Annotated in this window: 20 protein-coding genes and 1 riboswitch; of the genes, 9 read left to right on the top strand and 11 right to left on the bottom strand. The window is 39.2% G+C overall.

Annotated features, from left to right (window positions below; translation table 11 throughout):
- Entirely contained in the window at positions 1 to 708 is a 708-nt protein-coding gene (locus M2419_RS13635; protein WP_153847409.1) for an HAD family hydrolase, read from the top strand.
- Here M2419_RS13635 and M2419_RS13630 read toward each other — a convergent pair.
- From M2419_RS13630 to M2419_RS13600, 7 genes are all read right to left on the bottom strand, one after another.
- Positions 691 to 1,572, bottom strand: coding sequence for a helix-turn-helix domain-containing protein (locus M2419_RS13630; protein WP_159728767.1), 882 nt, complete (start codon positions 1,570 to 1,572; stop codon positions 691 to 693). The genes M2419_RS13635 and M2419_RS13630 overlap by 18 nt on opposite strands.
- An 11-nt stretch (positions 1,573 to 1,583) precedes the next feature.
- Complete coding sequence (locus tag M2419_RS13625) at positions 1,584 to 2,264, bottom strand: M15 family metallopeptidase (RefSeq protein ID WP_200845597.1); 681 nt, start codon at positions 2,262 to 2,264, stop codon at positions 1,584 to 1,586.
- Positions 2,265 to 2,388: 124 nt separating this feature from the next.
- The gene (gene ppk1, locus M2419_RS13620) at positions 2,389 to 4,458 is read right to left on the bottom strand and encodes a polyphosphate kinase 1 (protein ID WP_153847411.1); all 2,070 of its coding nucleotides are present in this window, start codon (positions 4,456 to 4,458) and stop codon (positions 2,389 to 2,391) included.
- Between the two features lie 247 nt (positions 4,459 to 4,705).
- A complete protein-coding gene (locus tag M2419_RS13615) occupies positions 4,706 to 5,083 on the bottom strand; it encodes a hypothetical protein (protein ID WP_153847412.1) in 378 nt (125 codons plus the stop codon).
- A 9-nt stretch (positions 5,084 to 5,092) separates the two neighbouring features.
- A complete protein-coding gene (locus M2419_RS13610) occupies positions 5,093 to 5,671 on the bottom strand; it encodes a DJ-1/PfpI family protein (RefSeq protein WP_153847413.1) in 579 nt (192 codons plus the stop codon).
- Positions 5,672 to 5,749: 78 nt separating this feature from the next.
- Positions 5,750 to 6,313 carry an NADPH-dependent FMN reductase gene (locus M2419_RS13605; RefSeq protein WP_153847414.1) on the bottom strand — a complete coding sequence of 188 codons (564 nt, stop codon included), beginning with the start codon at positions 6,311 to 6,313 and terminating at the stop codon, positions 5,750 to 5,752.
- A gap of 188 nt (positions 6,314 to 6,501) precedes the next feature.
- Positions 6,502 to 7,449 carry a 1-aminocyclopropane-1-carboxylate deaminase/D-cysteine desulfhydrase gene (locus M2419_RS13600; RefSeq protein ID WP_259255254.1) on the bottom strand — a complete coding sequence of 316 codons (948 nt, stop codon included), beginning with the start codon at positions 7,447 to 7,449 and terminating at the stop codon, positions 6,502 to 6,504.
- 18 nt (positions 7,450 to 7,467) lie between these two features.
- Here M2419_RS13600 and M2419_RS13595 point away from each other — a divergent pair, with 18 nt between their 5' ends.
- Positions 7,468 to 8,514 (top strand): RluA family pseudouridine synthase, encoded by a 1,047-nt coding sequence (locus M2419_RS13595; RefSeq protein ID WP_182332752.1) that lies wholly within the window; start codon positions 7,468 to 7,470, stop codon positions 8,512 to 8,514.
- Between the two features lie 19 nt (positions 8,515 to 8,533).
- Entirely contained in the window at positions 8,534 to 9,400 is an 867-nt protein-coding gene (locus M2419_RS13590; RefSeq protein WP_159728763.1) for an aminotransferase class IV, read from the top strand.
- 33 nt (positions 9,401 to 9,433) lie between these two features.
- Here M2419_RS13590 and M2419_RS13585 read toward each other — a convergent pair whose 3' ends face one another.
- Positions 9,434 to 10,009: an NADPH-dependent FMN reductase gene (locus tag M2419_RS13585; protein WP_153847417.1), complete on the bottom strand. Its 576-nt coding sequence runs from the start codon at positions 10,007 to 10,009 to the stop codon at positions 9,434 to 9,436.
- Positions 10,010 to 10,222: 213 nt separating this feature from the next.
- Here M2419_RS13585 and M2419_RS13580 point away from each other — a divergent pair, with 213 nt between their 5' ends.
- Both M2419_RS13580 and M2419_RS13575 read left to right on the top strand, forming a co-directional pair.
- The gene (locus tag M2419_RS13580; RefSeq protein ID WP_259255252.1) at positions 10,223 to 10,765 is read left to right on the top strand and encodes a hypothetical protein; all 543 of its coding nucleotides are present in this window, start codon (positions 10,223 to 10,225) and stop codon (positions 10,763 to 10,765) included.
- Between the two features lie 270 nt (positions 10,766 to 11,035).
- Positions 11,036 to 11,962: a polysaccharide deacetylase family protein gene (locus M2419_RS13575; protein ID WP_153847419.1), complete on the top strand. Its 927-nt coding sequence runs from the start codon at positions 11,036 to 11,038 to the stop codon at positions 11,960 to 11,962.
- Positions 11,963 to 12,046: 84 nt separating this feature from the next.
- On the opposite strand, the gene M2419_RS13570 is transcribed toward M2419_RS13575, so the two are convergent.
- Positions 12,047 to 12,628 carry an alkylphosphonate utilization protein gene (locus tag M2419_RS13570; protein ID WP_075991939.1) on the bottom strand — a complete coding sequence of 194 codons (582 nt, stop codon included), beginning with the start codon at positions 12,626 to 12,628 and terminating at the stop codon, positions 12,047 to 12,049.
- 280 nt (positions 12,629 to 12,908) lie between these two features.
- On the opposite strand from M2419_RS13570, the gene M2419_RS13565 reads away from it, so the two are divergent.
- Positions 12,909 to 13,778 carry a neutral zinc metallopeptidase gene (locus M2419_RS13565; RefSeq protein ID WP_153847420.1) on the top strand — a complete coding sequence of 290 codons (870 nt, stop codon included), beginning with the start codon at positions 12,909 to 12,911 and terminating at the stop codon, positions 13,776 to 13,778.
- Positions 13,779 to 13,906: 128 nt separating this feature from the next.
- On the opposite strand, the gene M2419_RS13560 is transcribed toward M2419_RS13565, so the two are convergent.
- Positions 13,907 to 14,887: an acyl transferase gene (locus tag M2419_RS13560; RefSeq protein WP_153847421.1), complete on the bottom strand. Its 981-nt coding sequence runs from the start codon at positions 14,885 to 14,887 to the stop codon at positions 13,907 to 13,909.
- Positions 14,888 to 15,053: 166 nt separating this feature from the next.
- Entirely contained in the window at positions 15,054 to 15,797 is a 744-nt protein-coding gene (gene fabG / locus M2419_RS13555) for a 3-oxoacyl-[acyl-carrier-protein] reductase (RefSeq protein ID WP_075991942.1), read from the bottom strand.
- 512 nt (positions 15,798 to 16,309) lie between these two features.
- On the opposite strand from fabG, the gene M2419_RS13550 reads away from it, so the two are divergent.
- The 3 genes from M2419_RS13550 to M2419_RS13540 all read left to right on the top strand — a co-directional run bounded on the left by M2419_RS13550 (position 16,310) and on the right by M2419_RS13540 (position 19,707).
- Positions 16,310 to 17,809, top strand: coding sequence for a malate:quinone oxidoreductase (locus M2419_RS13550; RefSeq protein WP_259255251.1), 1,500 nt, complete (start codon positions 16,310 to 16,312; stop codon positions 17,807 to 17,809).
- A 14-nt stretch (positions 17,810 to 17,823) separates the two neighbouring features.
- Positions 17,824 to 17,968: riboswitch (TPP riboswitch) on the top strand.
- Positions 17,969 to 18,023: 55 nt separating this feature from the next.
- On the top strand, positions 18,024 to 18,641 hold the full coding sequence (gene pnuC / locus M2419_RS13545) for a nicotinamide riboside transporter PnuC (protein ID WP_159728759.1): 618 nt from the start codon (positions 18,024 to 18,026) through the stop codon (positions 18,639 to 18,641).
- Entirely contained in the window at positions 18,628 to 19,707 is a 1,080-nt protein-coding gene (locus M2419_RS13540) for an acyl-CoA dehydrogenase (RefSeq protein ID WP_259255250.1), read from the top strand. Before pnuC ends, M2419_RS13540 begins: the two co-directional genes overlap by 14 nt.
- Positions 19,708 to 19,792: the final 85 nt, after the last annotated feature.

The following is a 19,792-nucleotide window of genomic DNA, read 5'->3' as shown; positions in this document are numbered from 1 at the left end:
ATGAATAAGTTTAATATTAAAGGGATTATTTTTGATTATGGTGGAACCTTAGACACTAACGGGGGCCACTGGGGAGCTGTTATCTGGTCGGGTTATGAAAAATATCAGGTTCCTGTAAATTTGAACGCTTTTCAGGAGGCCTATACCTACGCGGAACGTCAGATGGCTTTACAGCCTATCATTAAACCGCAGTTTAATTTTTTAGAAGTACTTGAAGCAAAGCTCAATGTACAATTTGATTATCTTATTGCTGCAGGGTACGACCTAGATCGGTCATTAGCTCATAAAATAGCCTTTGACGGTTATTCGCTGGCAAAGAATACAGTTGAGCAGGTAAAACCACTGTTAAATTCACTTCATGCAAAATATCCAATTGTCATGGTGTCCAATTTTTATGGTAATTTAAAATCAGTACTTGACGATTTTGGTATCCTGCCATATTTTCAGTCTGTTGTGGAGTCTGCTGTCGTCGGTGTACGCAAACCTGATCCTGCAATCTATGCTTTAGGTGTGACTAAAATAGGTCTTCCTGCGCAAGATGTATTGGTTGTGGGTGATTCCTATAGTAAAGATATGGTACCTGCCAAAGCCGTTGGCTGCCAGACCTTATGGTTGAAAGGGCAGACTTGGGGCGAGGATAAATTGCAAGATACTTCAGCTGCAGACCAACAATTTACAAGTATCTTTGATTTAATCGACTTTGTTTAAATAAAGATTCTGACGAAATTCTTTAGGCGAGATTCCAACATTTCGCTTAAAGAATTTACCAAAAAAGGATTGATCCGAGAAATGCAATTTCACCGCAATTTCTCCGATGGAAAGCCCCTGGCAAAGTAACGATTTTGCTTCCTCCACTAAGACGTTCTGAATAAGTTCTATTGCTGATTTTCCGGTTAGTTCTTTCGTAATTACGGATAGGTGTTTTGCTGTGATACCAAGTTCCATCGCATAAAATTGCACCATGTGTTCTTTATGAAACGACTTTTTTAGGAGCAAATGGAAATTGGCAAGTATCTCTCTTTTCCGAGAGGGAATAGCTGGTGTATTTCGCATATTTTGGCTTCCTAGACGGGCTATTTCGCAAAATAATATTTCCGTTAATGACTTTATAATCTGATTCTTGAAAAGATAGCTAGACCCTTGTCGATCGTAATGAATAAACTGTTTAAATAAGTTGGATAAGTTAGTTGAATCTTGGTTCGATAGCGACCAGATGTAGCTGTCATTTAAGGCAAGAGACTTCTTGGTGACCTCGAAGAAATCCTCCTGGAAATCCAGTTTGAAGCTAAAATCCAGCGTAAAGAAAATCAAATATACCTCACAATCCCAAGATTTGACGACCGAAGAGCCATTAACTCGCGAAGAAGGATTGGTTAACAATAGGTGATTTTGAGCAACTTGTACCCGTTCATTATTAATGATGAAGGAAGTTTCACCTTTTTTTATTAAACAGAGTGAATAGAGCTCACCTTTTGATAAAATGTGCTGTTGCTCGGAACTAAAGACGGGTTTTGATTTGTTGCCTTTAAAATGAAAAACATAAAAGCCCTTGTGTTCGATGGAAGTTTCCATTACAGACATGTTTATTTTACGATAAAATCAAAATAGGTTTTACGATAGGGTTCATCTTGCAAGGTGTAATGCCACCATTCCTTATCATAAGCTTTAAAGCCAAATTTAGCCATCGCTTCTTTTAAGATCTTTCGGTTCTCTTTCTGTTGGGCTGTCAGATTCGCGTACTGATGATGTGAGACTGCCCCGAAAAAATCAAAAGGTCCACCCATGTCAATCTCTTTTTGATCTTTTAAGCTAATGAGCGTTAGATCTACTGTACTGCCCCGGCTGTGGCCCGATTTGGACGCAATAAAGCCTAGATTGAACAAATTCTTCTTATTGATAAGCGGGTAGAATTCTTTTTTTGCGATCGTATCATTGGTGTTTAAGGACCATGTTTTAAAGTTGTCAACAGCACGTTGCGGGCGGTAGGCGTCGAATATTTTCAAGCCAAGACCTTTTTTATTTAAATGGTTCTCGACCTGCTGCAGTGCTAGCGCTGCGCGTTTAGTTAAAATAGCGACTGGTTTTTCATAACCTTGAATCGGCCTTCCGGTGAAGTTGTGACTGCCGAAATAACGCATTTCTAAGCTTATCGTAGGGATAATGTCCTTGACGTATACAAAATCTGAAGGCATGATCTTTTCCTGCCCACGGAGGCAAAGTGTGAAAAGGCTTAAGCCAAATGTAAGACACAAGTTGAATTTCATGGAATGAAGATACAACTTGTGTCTTAATTAATATAATAAAAACGTTGATTCTCGTCTGTATCAATAGGTATAAAACCCAGTTCGGTTTATTGATCAATTTGCGCTCCTATTGATAGACAGGCCACTAATGATCAGCTAATTTTTTTTTCAGGTAATTGTATATTTCTATCTGTGAACGACATGGGGCCTCTTTATTCTCGACGTAATGATTGCTCAGGGAATTATTGAGTATCCGCGCTTTGACATTATCTTTGAGCTGGATCTGAAGCATTTCTTTTAAATCCTCCTTGATTTTTTTGCTTGTTATTTTTACTGCTGCTTCAATACGATGATCCAAGTTTCTTGTCATCCAGTCCGCAGAGGAAATAAATAGCAGCTCTCGGCCAGCATTATAAAAATACATCACACGTGCATGCTCCAAATATTCATCCACGATTGAAATGGCATTCATTTGCAATTTAAACGTTTTTTGATTTGTTGCGCAGTAGATTCCCCGGATAATAAGATCTATTTTGACACCAGCTGTAGCTGCGTCATAGAGCTTTTTAATCATTTCTTTATCGCTGAGTGAATTTACCTTGACAATGATGTATGCTTTTCGGCCAGCCTTTGCTTCGGTAATTTCCTGGTCGATATAGTGTAGAAGTTCTCTACGCATATCCGTTGGGCATATCAAAAGACTTTTGCAATTTTTGATAATTTCAGCCGGATTTGATTTGGGACGTCTCAGGTAATTGAAAACCTTATTTATATCGGCAATAACATCCCTATTACTCGTTAAGAGGCAATAGTCTCCGTATAATTTCGCCGTTTTTTCGTTGATATTTCCTGTGCTGACAAAACCATATTGGATCGTTTTCATCCCAATACGTTTTTTTATCACACATAGTTTTGCATGGATCTTTTTATTTGGAATACCGGTCAGTACTTTAATGCCTTCCAGTTCAAGTTTCTCTTTCCAGTCCAAATTGTTTTCTTCATCAAATCTTGCACGAAGTTCAAGCATCACGGTGACTTCCTTTCCGTTGCGGGCTGCGTTAATCAAGGCATTTGCAATTTTTGAACTCGAGGCTAAGCGGTATGCCGTAATCTGGATCGTTTTTACATCGGGATCCATTGCTGCTTCCCGAAGTAAATCGATGATCGGTCTAAACTCATGATATGGAAAGGAGAGCAACACATCTTTTTTTAATATGGTATCCGTTACACGTTCGTAATTTTGGAAATAAGGATGTGGAAAGGACGTTCGTTCCAAGGGCTGATTGTAGGATTTAAACACATTGGGAAAATCCATGAAGTGTTTGAAGTTGTGTATTTTTTGCCCTGGAATGATGCTGTCTTTTTTTGAAAGGTTAAGTTTCTTGATCAGGAATTCTACCAATTTATGGTCCATCTCTTGATCGAAAATAAACCGGGTAGGTTTACCTTTTCTTCTGTTTTTTACCCCTTTGCTTATCTTCTCAACCAGCGTCGTGTTGATATCATTGTCAATGTCAAATTCGGCGTCTTTTGTTACTTTAAAGACATGTGCATTGAATACATCAAAACCGAAATAGGAAAATATTAATGGAAGATTAAACTTGATAACGTCCTCCAAAAGTATAATATGCTTTTCATCTTTTGGCGAAGGTAATTGTACGAAGCGTCCATTTTGACTGGTAGGGATTTCGATGAGCGCAAATTTGGTTTCATACTGCCATTCCTGTTTTCCCATCGCAATACCCAAGTAAAGGCTCTTATCCCGAATATAGGGCATAGGTCGTACATCGTCCAATATCAAAGGAATGACGTTCGATTCCACCTCATCCTGATAATAATCGCTCACAAACTTTTGTTGTTCGGGGTTCAGTTCCTCACTGGTCTTAATATAGACACTCTGTTTGGCCATATCTTTTTGGATACGATTCCACGTACTGTCAAATTTCTTTTGCTGCTTGATTACCCGGATATTGAGCTCTTCTAATATGAGCTGTGGATCTTCGTAGAAGGATTGGTTGGCACTTTTGTCTTTCAGGTCTATAGCCCGTTTTAGACCTGCAACACGCACACGGAAAAATTCATCGAGGTTATTGGAAAATATACCTAAAAATTTGATTCTTAAGGGTAAAGGGACCGTCTCGTCCGCAGCTTCCTGAAGTACTCTGCCATTAAAGCTCAACCAACTAACGTCTCTAGGAATAAATTTTTTCGCCATAGCTAAATATACGTAAATTTAAAAAGCAAAACTATAGCTCTACAGGGGATAATCGAACTTTTTTGTGTTAAAGAATTATTAAGTTATTTTTTGTTCATGTGTGTAGACCGGAATTTTAAAGGTGCATTTTTACCACTGCTCTTCTTCCCTGGCAATGACCGCTACAAGGTGTTGCACTGCATGGCAAAAAAAATCCCCCAAAGGTCTATTCAGACTTTGAGGGATATGTCATTATGTTTGGTTTCGTCTATTTCTTCTTTCCGTACTTTTTGGAAATTTGAAGAGCTTTGTATTTCGTCGTGTCAAAATGTGGCGTGTCAATTGACAAGCTTGTCGGATAAGGAGCACTTCGATCGAAGAAGTACACTGTTGTTGTACTTCCGTAATCATTAACAGGCATTAAATCAAGACAGGCAGAATAATCCGCATTCAACAGGTCGCCCACAGTAACGGCATAAATGCGTATGATACCACCTTTATTTTGTTCATTTCTGACGAAAGCGACTTCCTTAAAACCTCCAGGTAGATCTTCAATACTTTTCTGATTGAAGCTATCTTTTAAAATAAAACCCAACAGCACTAAAATCGGTATGACCAAAAGCCATAGCCTTTTATTCTTCTTCATTAAAAATACTTAAATTGTAATTGTTATACCTAATAATTTGTAAAACTCTTTTAAAATTGCCTGGTGTCCTGGCCAAGCAGGAGAGGTGACCAAATTGCCGTCTACGACCGCTTGATCCGCAGGGATGTTTTTCCATGTGCCGCCTGCTAGTTCAATGTCGGGACCCACAGCAACATAAGCTGTCAATGTGCGACCTGCGAGTACTTTTGCTGCTGTCAACACTTGGATGCCATGACATATTGCTGCCACAGGTTTATTGTGCTCAAAGAAGTGTCTCGTAATCTCCAAAACACGTTTGTTGAGTCGAATATATTCTGCCGATCGCCCTCCAGCAATATATAGACCGTCATAATCTTCGACATTTACCGCGTCGAAATCTTTATTGATTGCGAAATTATGCCCGCGCAGTTCTTTATAAGTCTGATCACCAGTGAAATCATGCACTGCTGTGGGAACTACATCTCCACTTTTGCGGTCCGGAGCAATTGCATCTACCGTTAATCCTATTGAACCCATTGCTTGAAATGGAACCATTGCTTCGTAATCTTCTACAAAGTCACCTACAAGTAGTAATATTTTTTTTGCCATATCAAAAAACCTCTTTTAATAGGTTTTCAATTTACATATTAAAAGAGGTATTCACAATGATTATTTGTTAATCTTTTGTTAACCTTGCACGGCTAATTTTTCGGCAAGTGCACGTTTTGTTTTACGCACTTTAGCTTCTAATTGACTTCTTAAAGTGGGATCGATAATACCTTTACCTTCTTCAAAGTTTTTGTGGAATTCAGGAAGGGAGAAGGAGTCTAATATATCGGCGCCATCCCAAGTGATTCGGTTTACTGCGGTGTTCAATACCGTGGCACCTCCCATTGGACCAGGGGCAGTAGCCAATAAAAAAACAGGCTTGCCATTGAATAATTTGCGGTTAGGAATACGCGAAACCCAGTCAACAATATTTTTGTAAGCTGTAGTATATGACCCATTGTGTTCGGCCAAAGAAATCAAAAGGAAATCTGCTGCGTCCATTTTAGCTGCAAAGTCATGCGCCAATTGTGGAATGCCCAACTCAACTTCTTTGTCGTAAGAATAGATAGGCATTTCAAAATGGTTTAAGTCTAGCAATTCGATGATATCGTCTGCTTCTTTATAGTATTTGGAAGTACTTGTGACGAACGTTTTGTTGATTGAATTTTTGTTGCTTGTTCCTGCAAATGCTAATATTTTCATCTTTATATCATTAATTTATGAGGTGTTGAATAGGGGCAAAACTACCCTATACTGACCTCGTTTTTACCTTTAGAAAATCATGAATTTCGCATGTTTTCGCTATGTTTTATTTTAAAATCTGGTCAAACTTACGATATAATTGCTGAATAAATGTCAATCAAATGTCTCTGTACGGCGTTCTAGCGTATTTATTGATGTAGATCAATAAAATTGAAACGTTCGTACATACCAAGCAGGCCTGTAAGTCCGCCAGTATGAATAACGAGTACCTGATCTGCGGGGGTAAAGTAGTCCTTTTTGATCAGATCATCTACGGCATAAAGTAATTTGCCGGTATAGGTGGGCTCGATCATGATTCCTGTAGCAGCTATAAAATGCTGCACAAAGGCGAGCAAGTCGGTATTGGATTTTGCATAACCACCAAAATGATAATCAAGATGTAAAATAGGAGGGGTGATGTTGGGGTAAAGTTGATCGACTTCCTGCTGAATAAAGCCCCCATTTTTTAAAACAGGTATGCCGTGTACGCGGGTAAATAGATCTCGTTTTTCTATAGCATTGGCTATTCCAGCTAATGTTGTTCCTGTGCCGCAGGCGGTAAAAATATGCTGGTATTCATGTTGGAGTTCATCAACGAGTTCGGAGCAACCTTTTGCTCCTAGCATGCCGTAACCACCCTCGTGTATATAGAACGTCGTTGGATCCTGACCAAAATAGGTGTTGTATAAATTTTCTTTATCTCGGTAAGATTCGCGGTCGACGTAAATGAGCTGCATCCCAAAAAGGCGGCACATCGCTAAAACAGGGTTGTTAACCCCTTCTTCACCTCGAACAAAAGCGGTTGTTTTAAACTTGAAGGTAGCTCCGGCGCAAGCGGTAGCTAAAAGATGGTTGCTCCATGCTCCACCAAATGTAACAAGATGATTTTTCTGAAGCAGCAGGGCTTCTTCCAGATTATATTTTAATTTTCGCCATTTATTGCCTGAAATAAAAGGATGGATGAGGTCATCGCGCTTAAGTGTTACTTTAATATGCTTCTTCTCCCAGGCTGGGAGGCACAATTCAGTTTCGGGGCTATGGATTTTGAAGGGCAACATAACATTAAATGAAAACAAATTTAACGAAAATTGTTTCATTTGGTTTATTTTTGTAGCATGACAGAACAAATAGGATCGCAAGATCAGGAAGAACAAGAATTATTTGAGCATCTACGTATTGAGGTGGATAAGGGACAAGCATTACTCCGCATTGACAAATACCTGATGAACAGGGTAGAAAATGCTACGCGGAGCAAAATTCAGCATGCTATTGAAGCAGGTTCTGTCATGGTTAACGGTAAGGAGATCAAGGCGAGCTATAAGGTTAGACCTGATGATGTGATTACATTGGTGCTACCTGATCCACCACGGGATAACGAAGTTTATCCTGAAAACATTCCATTGGATATCAAATACGAGGATGACGACGTGCTGATTGTGAATAAAGAGGCGGGAATGGTCGTGCATCCAGGATATAATAATTATACGGGAACCTTGGTAAATGCATTAACTTATCATATACAGCAGCTGCCACAGCTCCCAGGAAACTCCGATCGCCCGGGGTTGGTGCATCGAATCGATAAAGACACTTCCGGACTATTGGTTATTGCTAAAAATGAAAAATCAATGGCCTTTTTGGCAAAACAGTTTTTCGATCACAGCATTACCCGTAAGTATATTGCATTAGTTTGGGGTGATTTAAAGGAGGACGGAACAATTACAGGTTATATTGGACGTCATCTAAAAGACAGACGCATCATGGCGATGTATGATGGTGAAGACAAAGGGCGTTGGTCAGTGACACATTACAGAGTTTTGGAGCGACTGGGCTATGTTACTTTAATAGAATGTCAGTTAGAAACAGGGCGTACACACCAAATTCGTACGCATATGCAATCTATTGGTCATCCGTTATTTAATGATGCAATGTATGGTGGAGATAAGATTTTAAAAGGTACCGTGTTTTCAAAGTACAAGCAGTTTGTGGATAACTGTTTTTCATTACTGCCGCGACAAGCCCTTCATGCGCAAGTATTGGGATTTATCCATCCTTCTACAAAAGAAAATATGTATTTTGAGGTACCATTTCCGGAAGATTTTCGTTTAGCTTTAGAAAAGTGGCGCGGATATGCGGCAAATTCAATGGCTATAGAAAATGATTAAAATTTAGAACAAAATTAAGATGCCAACAAACTATATCAATTTCAATGGAAGTGTAGTGCCGGAAGATCAGGAAATATTTAGCATTGAGAATAGAGGTTTCCGTTATGGGGATGGATTATTCGAAACGATGCTGTATAAGGATGGTGATATCCGCTTTCTAAATTTTCATGTCGAGCGTTTACAGAAAGGAATGGAGTTGATTCATTTGGATGATGCGAACCTGTTCGATGAATTTTTTATTCGTTCGAGATCCGAAGAATTAATCCGTAAAAACAACATGTTGGGGCAGCAGGTTCGTATCCGATTGATCGTGTTTAGATCTGGAGGCGGATTGTATAGTCCAACGAGTAATAAACCTGGTTTTGTTTTGCAGGTGCAGCGCATAGAACCTAATCTTCGCGATAAGAAGGTCGGTTTGATTGTAGGGCTGTACAGTGAATTCAAAAAACCGTATAGCGATCTTTCAAAGATTAAATCTTTAAATGCGCAGATTTATGTGTTGGCTGGCATCTATAAAAAGAAAATGGCTTTTGATGATGTATTGATTCTAAATCAGGAAGGTTATCTATGTGAATCCTTGATTTCAAATATCTTTGTCTATTATGAAAAGGTACTTTATACACCAGCGTTATCCGAAGGATGTATTGAAGGAGTAATGCGCCGGGTGGTTATGGACATGGCACAGGATGAAGGTATAGAGGTTGTTGAGGCACAGATAAGCCCCGAAATCATGAAACGGGCGGATGAGATTTTCTGTACCAATGCTGTACAGGGCGTACAATGGGTAATGGGCTATAAGCAAAAGCGCTATTTCAATAAGATATCGCGGATTTTGCAGGAAAAATTACAACATTGGAACTATGACGTCAGTGATGAACAGGACTAGAATAATTTGATTATACATACAAAAGGTCAGGATTTAATCCTGACCTTTTGTATGTATAATTCGCTCAGCCCATTGCTCAAAGGCATTTTTAAAGCTGCGTAGAAAATCTTTGGTTTTTTGTGATTCAATAGTCCCACTGGGACCAATACATGTTGTTATACTGCCCAAATAAGCTTCGGGTTGCTGCATCGTTAAGATATTGACGAAGACCAGTGATTGACGTAAATGGTGGTTGGCGCCAAAGCCTCCGTAAACTCCCGTTGATGAAGAAATTATTGCGCCAGGTTTACCATCCCATTTATTTTTTCCATAGGGTCTTGAACCCACGTCAATCGCATTTTTTAAAACTGCAGGAATAGAACGATTATACTCTGCAGTAATAAAAAGTACAGCATCCAGGGACGCAACCTCTTTCCGAAATCGCACATAGCTCGGAGGAGGATTTCCTACATCGTCAACATCCTGATTATATAGGGGAAGCTCGCTGATATCGATTATGCGATAGCCAAATTTAGATTCCTCTTGTTCAAGAATAAACTGCGCAATTTTTTTGTTGTAAGATTCCTTTCGTAAGCTACCAACCAATATTCCTACGTTATATATACTCATTGTGATTAGTTCATTAAAGTCTGTATGATCTGAACAACTGATCCTACTAAAAAGTTTGCGGTTTTATTGCTAACTATAATCATATTCAACCTGTTTAAAATGAAGCTCTTATTGTTGTGTTAACAAAAATTAACATTTGAACATTAATCTTTTGCACACTGTTTGTTGTCGTATTGTAAAGAAGAAATTACAAACTAGAGGGAGGAGCTACTTATGAAAAAATTGTTTTACGCGGCGGCGATTATTGCAGGCCTTTTTACAGCGGGAGCTGCACAAGCGCAAGTCAGTATTAGTGTCAATATTGGGAGTCAGCCAAGCTGGGGGCCAGTAGGTTATGATTATGCTCGTTATTATTATATTCCAGAATACAATATGTATTACGATGTACCCGCGAGATGTTACGTTTATTATGATAATGGCGGCTGGATAAGAAGAACAAGTTTACCGAGGAGATACAGACATTACGATTTTTATCGGGCTCATAAAGTGGTTATTAACGATCGCACACCATGGCATCACCACGATCGGTATAGAAGCCGTTATGGCGGTTACCGTGGAAGACAAGTATCTATCCGTGACAACCACCACGGTGGTAGCGGGTATTCATTTGCCAGCGAGCGTAGTGTAAGGCGCGAACATTCATGGGGAGAAAGCCGTCGATACGATAGAGGAAATGGACATGGACGTGGCAATAACCAAGGGCATGGAAACGGACATGGGCGTGGTAACGGTCACGGAGGAAGACATAGAGATTAATCGAGTAGTTGAATAACATGATAAAAAAGGAATCTATATAAATATAGGTTCCTTTTTTTTGGCCAGAAATAACACGCTGTTTGCATTCGTAGCTTTGGGTGCTTGCGGAATCATGAAGCTTTTAGTGTACATGCACAATAAATTAAATAACATAACAGCTTGATTAATGAAAAATATATTAATTTTGCGCTACACGGGACTGAGGTCAGCCTATTTTAGGCGATTTTGAGTTTTTGGGAAATAATTGTAATGTGTAAGTTAATTTTTGTGATGAGAAAAGTGGTTAATTCGGGTGTTGTATGGGTAGGGTTAAGTATATCTATTTTTGGATTTTACTCCTGCAATCAAAGTGGGACAAATAAGGTGCAAAATGTGGGAGCTGTTGACTCTATGCCGCCAAAAAAGGATAGTTTGCTTGCTGTGCAAGATTCTATAAGTAAAGTGGATTCGCTGCGTAAAGACACCATTACAAAAATGGAAGAAAATGTGGACTACAAAGGGACTAAAGATACGACAGTATTGTTGACTGATACAGTTTCTCCACGTTATATTTATCTCACTTTTGACGATGGTCCACTGAATGGAAGCCAGCACCTTGATTCCATTGCGACTGCTAAAGGCATCAAAATTAATGCTTTTCTGATTGGCAATCATGACAAAATGAGTAAAAAATTACACAGTTTTACAGAACGTTATAAGAATAATCCTTTAGTGGATTGTTACAACCACAGTTACTGGCATGCGCACAATAAATACAGTACTTTCTATTCGAATCCACAGACGGCTTTTGAAGATTTTGAACTTGCTGAGCAATCACTGGGTTTAACACATAAAATAGTGCGGTTGCCGGGACGAAATATCTGGTATATCGGAGACCGTAAAAAGGTTGATTTGAAAAGTGGGGCTTCGACGGCCGAGTTACTACACCAGAATGGTTATAAAGTAATTGGTTGGGACTGTGAGTGGAAGATTAATGGTGTTACAGGGAAGCCAGACCTATCGGTGAATCAGTTGTATACCCAAATGAAGAATTTACTTCGTAAAGGTACCTCTTATACGAAAAACAATGTTGTGCTATTGACACATGATAATATGTATCAAACGAAAAAAGGACAGCGGTTATTATCGGATTTGATCGATAGTCTCAAACAACATCCAAACTATCGTTTTGAATTTGTGCGGAATTATCCGCAATAGTGACAGCTATCTATCTAAATAGTTAAGGCTTAAACAGGAATGAACACCAGTTTAAGCCTTAATTATTTAGTCGAAAAGTCTATTTTAATTTTGTTTACGGAGATATTTGGTAAGTATAACGATTGTTTGACCTTCAATCTTTCCTTCAATTTGTTCGATATTGTCTGCTACTAGTCGAATATTCTTAACCACGGTGCCTAAAGTCGCTTTTAAGGAGGAACCTTTCACGTCAAGCGTTTTTGTCAGAACAACGGTATCGCCCTCCAACAGTCGTTGCCCGATGCTATCTTCATGAAAAGAAACATAGCCATCATTTTCATGATCTCCAGTTTTCTTAGCTTCCAATAGTGTTTCATCGTCGAGATAGAGGATATCCAGTGCTTCAGACGCCCAGCCTTCATTTTTTAATCGGTTTAACATACGCCAGCATACAATTTGCACCGATGGGTTTTCGGACCACATCGCATTTGGAAGGAATTTCCAGTCGTCTGGATTTAATTGCTCCGTTTTGTTGAGCTGATTGACCAATGTTTCTGAAATCAGTAAAGTATTGTCCAAATTTGATGTTATTTCCGGTGGTAATGTGTAGGCAATTAAAGTAGCATCTTCGCCTGTCAGCTCACATTTCCCGCCAGCTCTCGCTTGTAATTGTTCTTCTAATTTCATGTCAGTTTTTTTGAAAGCCCAAACTTAGCCAAATTTGCTTTGATGTGCAATGACGAATATCACGACTTAGGGAAATAATTCCTGTTTTTACTCTTATAAAGCATTGTTTTTGCTTATGACTTTCATTTGTTTGCTGGTAGATTTATTTATATGATGCGGGCTATGAGGTAAAGTGAAGTAAATTTTTTCTTAAAATAAATTTACTTCATGTAGAACATTGGTACCGAATTTGTGTTTAACCAACATTAGAAAAGATTATTAACTGTAATATAGGAATACTATGAAATGGCAAGGAGGCAAGCAAAGTGGTAATTTTGAGGACCGTCGTGGAATGTCGGGGGGAGGAAAAATTGCTTTAGGAGGAATTGGTGGAATTATTGTTTTGGTCATTGGATTTTTGATGGGTGGAGATCCGATGCAACTCTTACAGCAAGCCCAAAATATGGGGGCGCAAACTGAACAGTCGGGACAGCCGCGTGAGTTAAATCCTGAGGAAAAAAGACTAACTGAATTTTCATTAACTGTACTTCAGAGTACCGAGGATGTTTGGGCAAAGCTGTTTAAAGAGCAGATGCAGAAAAATTATACCCCTACAACACTCGTATTTTACGATGGGGGAACACAAACGGATGGTTGTGGTATGGGGCAGGCTTCTTACGGACCTTTTTATTGTCCGGGTGATCAAAAGATTTATCTGGATCTGAGCTTTAGTAAAGAACTGTCGGATAAATTCGGTGCAAAGGGAGAGTTCGCTATGGCATATGTAATTGCGCATGAAGTTGGACATCATATCCAACAATTGGTGGGATTATTGCCGAAGACCAATCAAGCCCGAGGGAAACTGAGTGAGCGTGAAAATAACAGGATTTCCGTTATGACCGAGCTGCAAGCGGATTTTTATGCTGGTGTATGGGCGCATTACATCAATGAATTAACAGATGTAAAAATTGATTATAATGATATAATGGACGGGATGAAAGCTGCAGCTGCTGTTGGTGATGATAAATTACAGACGGAAGCACAGGGCTATGCTGTTCCTGAATCATTTACACATGGTACATCCGCCCAGCGTATGGAATGGTTTAAAAAAGGATATGACTCAGGGGATATGCGATCGGGCAACACCTTTGAAGATCCGAGTCTGAAATAAGGATCGTAATTCGAATAAAAAAACACCTGGCCGTGCATTAAGACCAGGTGTTTTTTATTGTGGTATAGGCAATTTGCCTTGAGGGAACCAAGCCGTTTGGCAAATGCCGCGCTGATCATGTTAGATCATTACTGAACCAAGAGATTACAACCACGAATATCACTTTGGTCAAAACGTCCCAATATTTCAAAAGATCCATCCTGATATACTTTGCCTAAATCTTGTGTGGCTATAAATGAACACGAGTAGCGATTGGCGAGGTCGATTACATTGATACCGCCAGTTTTATTCAAAGGAATCAGGCTTAAAGGATCATTGGTATCTCGAATCAAGATTTTCATCCATTTGGGAAGATAGAATATTCCCTGACCTGAAGAGTAGCCTTGTGAGAGTAACTCTGTCATGCCATATTCAGAATGGATACCATGGACAGAAAAGGCTTCTTCCAGGAGTTTATGGATTTCCTGTTTCACCATTTCCTTACGCTTACCTTTCATTCCGCCGGTTTCCATAATGATCAGTTCAGGAAATTCAAAGGCATATTGTTCAATGAAGTCGAGTAGGGCATACGTTACGCCAAAGAGGATGGTCTTTGTGCCTTTATTTTTGAGCTTAATAAGTGTATCGTAAAGCTCTTGGTGGTTATAGAGAAAATAATTGCTTTCAGGTTGTTCACTTTGCTTCATGAGATCATCAATCATATAGATCAGCGACGAACCACTTCGCTCTAGGTAGGATGGGAGCAATGCAAGGACGGCGATGTTGCCGAGCGGACCATAGAAACTTTCAAAAATCTTCCGAAAAGTTCGCTCATATATACTCCGGTCAGCGACCAGATGTTTTGAGGTAACCATACCCGTTGTACCCGAACTCGAGAATACAATTTCAGCCTCCATTCCTTCAGCAATAACCTGTTGAGTCTTAAAAAATTCGATGGGCATGAAAGGAATATCCGTATAGTGCTGAATAAGGTCTTTTTCTCGCCCAAGGAGCCTGATATAGTCACGATAAACTTTGCAATGCTGGCTTTGGAATTGGTAGGTATCTAAACAATGCTGATTAAAATCATCCTCTGTTTTAATGTCAAAAAAATCCTTCCAGTTCGTCATAGCATTTAAAAATTTGATAGACAAAATTAACTAAAATTTGGAAAAGAACACCGTTAATTGTGGCGTGCATAGGTGTTTCGTAGAAATAGATCAGGATAGGCCGTGAAATATAACTAGAGAACAGGCTTAGGTCAAGTTAAGAAAACTTAACCTAAGCCTGTTTATTTTATAACATACCACCATCAACAGGAAGAACCTGTCCGGTTACGTATGCTGATAAATCAGATGCTAAATAAAGACATGCATTGGCAACGTCTTCTGGTTCGCCAGCACGTTTCAATGGAATTCCGGCTTCCCATCCAGCCACAACTTTAGGATCCAGTACATCTGTCATTTCGGTACGTATAAAACCTGGAGCAACTACATTTGCACGGATATTACGAGAACCTAATTCTTTAGCGATGGATTTTGTGAACCCAATAATACCAGCTTTCGATGCGGCATAATTTGCCTGACCGGCATTTCCTTGAACTCCAACAACTGAAGACATATTGATAAATGAACCTTTACGGTTTTTCATCATAATTTTCGAAGCAGCTTTTGTAACGTTAAAGACAGATTTTAAGTTGACATTTAATACATCATCCCAATTCTCTTCGGTCATACGCATTAACAAGCCGTCTTTTGTGATACCGGCATTATTTACAACGATATCTAATCCTCCAAAATCGGCAACGATCGCATTGATTAATTGTTCTGCTTCTTCGAATTTTGAAGCGTCAGAGCGATAACCAATCACTTTGGTGCCGAAAGCTTGAAGCTCCTGTTCCAGCGCCTGTCCTTTTTCGACAGAAGAAAGATATGTAAAAGCGACGTTAGCACCATGTTGTGCAAACACTTCCGCAATTTTCCTTCCGATTCCTTTTGATGCTCCTGTTACTAAAGCAATTTTTCCTTCAAGTATTTTCATCTGTATAAGTTATTTGTTCTTCAATTATTCACACTTAGGCATTTATGTCCATTTTCCACGCGCTGTCTTTCTCTCACAGCCCGTCTGTTATTGGAATTCAATACGAAACATGAACTCGTTTCCATTTGGTTTATCTTGGTTATGCCACAGTGCTTGTGTTTTTTCGATGCCGTCGTATTAGCGAATAAATGATCTTGTTTTTTAGCTATTGTGTACACTATTGCCTTTCGATGTTCTGCAAAAATGTTAAAACTATATTATAACACAAAATCTTTCGATAAATAACGGTTTAAAATAGAAAAACATTGTGTGCTGACCTTGTGTTTATCTTGGAGTGGGGGAGTGTTTTCAGGAAACAATTTTAGAATTTTACGGTAAGCGATCGCTCACTTAGGATTATTTTAATAAATCAATGGTATTTTTGAATAAGTGGTTCTAAAAAGTACAGTTTTTTGACAAAAGACTTGGACGTTTACCAAAAACTATATTAAATTTGCATCAATCACAAAAACATGAGCAAAAAATCAAATAAAGAAGTTGACGTTGTTCTGATCGGCGCCGGTATTATGAGTGCTACTTTGGGTACTCTAATCAATGAATTAAGCCCAGACGTTAATATTGAAATTCTTGAGCGTTTGGATGTTGTGGCTGCTGAAAGTTCTGACGCTTGGAATAATGCTGGCACGGGTCACTCTGCCTTATGCGAGTTAAATTATACCCCCGAACAGAAGGATGGTTCTGTAAAGATTGATAAAGCAGTTAAAATTGCTGAGCAATTTGAAGTGTCTAAGCAATTTTGGTCCTACCTCGTTGATAAAGGCATTATTGCCCAACCTGAAAATTTTATCCGTAGTATTCCACACATGAGTGCGGTTTTTGGTGAAAAAGATGCTAAATTCCTAAAGACAAGATGGGAAACATTGACGACCCAAAACTTGTTCAAAGGGATGGAGTATACCGAAGATACGGCATTGTTGAAATCGTGGATTCCATTGATGATGGAAGGACGCGAGGCCGACGAAAAAATCGCTGCAACAAAAATGGATCTGGGTACTGATGTTAATTTTGGGTCGTTGACACGTGATTTGATCGCTAATCTTGAAAATAAAGAAAATATTTCGATCTCCTTAAACCATGAAGTAACCGACATCGAACGTGAAGAAGATGGCCGTTGGGAAGTGGAGGTCAAAGATTTAAAGACAGGAACAAAGAGAGAAATCAAAGCAAAGTTTGTATTTATTGGGGCCGGTGGCCACTCGTTGTTATTGTTGGAAAAATCTGGAATACCGGAAGCGAAAGGCTATGGCGGATTTCCTGTAGGGGGCCAATGGCTACGTTGTGTAAATGAAGAAATCATTAATACACATCATGCGAAGGTATATGGAAAAGCTTCTGTTGGAGCTCCTCCAATGTCTGTACCGCACTTAGATACACGTTATATTGATGGCAAACAAGCGTTATTGTTTGGACCTTATGCAGGTTTTTCAACTAAATTCTTAAAACAAGGTTCTTACTTCGATTTACCCGCTTCTATCAAACTGTCCAATATCCGTCCGATGTTATCAGCCGGACTTGACAACTTACCTTTGACGAAGTATCTTATTACTGAAGTCATGAAGTCACCAAAAGATAAACTAGAGTCTTTAAAACAATTTATGCCTACAGCTAAATTGGAGGATTGGGTTATCGAGAAAGCAGGACAACGTGTTCAGGTCATCAAGAAAGATGAAAAGAAAGGTGGAATTTTAGAATTTGGTACAGAGGTCGTTTCTAGTGCAGATGGTTCTATTGCAGCGCTATTAGGAGCTTCTCCTGGAGCTTCGACCTCAGTTGCTATCATGATCAGCCTGTTGAAGAGATGTTTCCCTGAACGTGCGAAATCAGATGAATACCGTAAAAAACTACGTGAAATGATTCCTTCACACGGGAAATCATTGAACGATGATGCGCAACTATGTAAAGAAACGCGTACGCGTACGCACAAAGCGTTGAAATTGATTGATATAGAATAATCAATTCGACAGAAAATATACTTATGGGGTGCTTGGAATGACCATGGTCATTCTCGGCTGAGATTATACCCAATAAAAGCGATTGTACCTCCTTGTACAATCGCTTTTATATACCTGATCCAGGTAATGCTGGCGTAGGGATTTAATTTCAATAAAAACGTCCGTTTTTCTCCCATAGGTTTATTATGAATTACACGAAATAATAAACAAGGCGATGACTTCTGAAACAATTTTCGAAGCTTTTATAAAACAGATCCAACAGGCCACCATCGCGGAGTGGCTAGGGGTATCCTTTGGTGTTTTACAGGTTTGGTTTTCCCGGCAAAATAAATCGATCAATTACATTTTTGGGATTATTGGTATCTTAATTTCTGTTTACGTATTATTCCATGCGAAACTATATGCAGAAATATTACTACATCTTTATTATTTGATCATGAGCATCTATGGCTGGATCTATTGGAAATATAGTAGTGATGTTGCAGCTCCCATAACGCATTGTGAGCCGAAAGAATGGTGGATAGTAGGGGGAATCTGCGCTCTCGGTTTTCTGTTGTTTTATTTCGGATTGGTACATTTAACGGATTCTGATGTACCACTTTGGGACTCTGCAGTTTCCTGTACAGCTTGGGCAGGGATGTGGTTATTGGCAAAACGGAAGATAGAAAATTGGATATTGTTGAATATCAGTAATCTGATAGCAATTCCTTTACTGATCCATAAAGGGTTATTTCTTTATTCGGGCTTGACTTTGTTTTTATTTGTTATGGCATTTAGTGGATATTTTAATTGGAGGAGAATAATAAGTGAAGAAAGATATGCAACTCAGTAGCGAAGATATTGCTATTCTGAAAGATAATCAAGCTAAGGGAATCCATCAGAAAACATTGTCGGATGGACAACTGAAACTTATTTTTCGTCGGAAATGGTTTAAGATTTGGGTTCCACCTGCATTGGGTGGATTGGGGTTAAGTCTACCTGAAGGGCTCAATTTATTGGCTGATCTGGCTTATTGGGATGGGGGATTAGCTTGGACAGTAACGTTATGCTCAGGAGCAAATCTCTTTGTCGGTTTTATTGATCCGGTTTTAGGAGATCAGATTTTCAAAACGGATCGGGTTTGTTTTGGCGGCAGTGGACAGGCATCAGGTACAGCTACACGTGAAGGTGAACATTATCGGCTCCGCGGTTTTTGGAGATATGCTACCGGTGCTCCTCATTTAACCTATTTTACCTTAAATGCTGCAATTCAGGAGGCAGGAAAACCCGTGTTGGACGAAAAAGGTGAACCACTAATAAAATCATTTTTTGTGGATCGTGACCATGTACTGGTGCATTACGACTGGGATACATTTGGATTGGAGGCTACGGCTTCGCATTCCTTTTCGCTGGAAGACATACTTGTTGATGGTAGGCAGTCTTTTGAGATTGATGCGGCAAAAAGTACACGTAGCGAGCTGTTGTATCAATATCCCTTTATGCCTTTTGCGGAATTGACTTTACTGGCCAACTTTACGGGAATGTATAAGCGCTTTTTGGATTTAATCGAAAAACTATTTGTGTTAAAAAGCAATCAATCCAAATGGGAGAAGACTGAAAGTAAAGAAGCGTTTAGGGTACTCGATGACTTTCAGCAAGATTATGTTAATCGGAGGGAAGCAATAATGAATTTGGCCGCTCGTTCTTGGGTAAATCTTCATGATGGCAATGATAATGCAGCAATTTATGAACAGATAGGGATACAAAGTCGAGATTTTGTGGAATCTATCTTGACAAATACAATAAGACTCTATCCACATACCGGAATTTCGGGGGCCGCCATCGAACATGAAATCAATATAATCTTCCGGAACATTTTTACGGCTTCGCAACACAAGTTATTGCAAAAGAGCTTATAAACAAAAAAGACTATCCTAGGATAGTCTTTTTCGTTTATAAAGTGAAGTGCAGGTAACACGAGATTTCCTATGCAATTCTATCTGT

The organism is Sphingobacterium sp. BIGb0116 (genome assembly GCF_024808035.1).
Taxonomy (GTDB): Bacteria; Bacteroidota; Bacteroidia; order Sphingobacteriales; family Sphingobacteriaceae; genus Sphingobacterium; species Sphingobacterium paramultivorum.
This window is presented reverse-complemented; position numbering and strand designations above follow the sequence as displayed.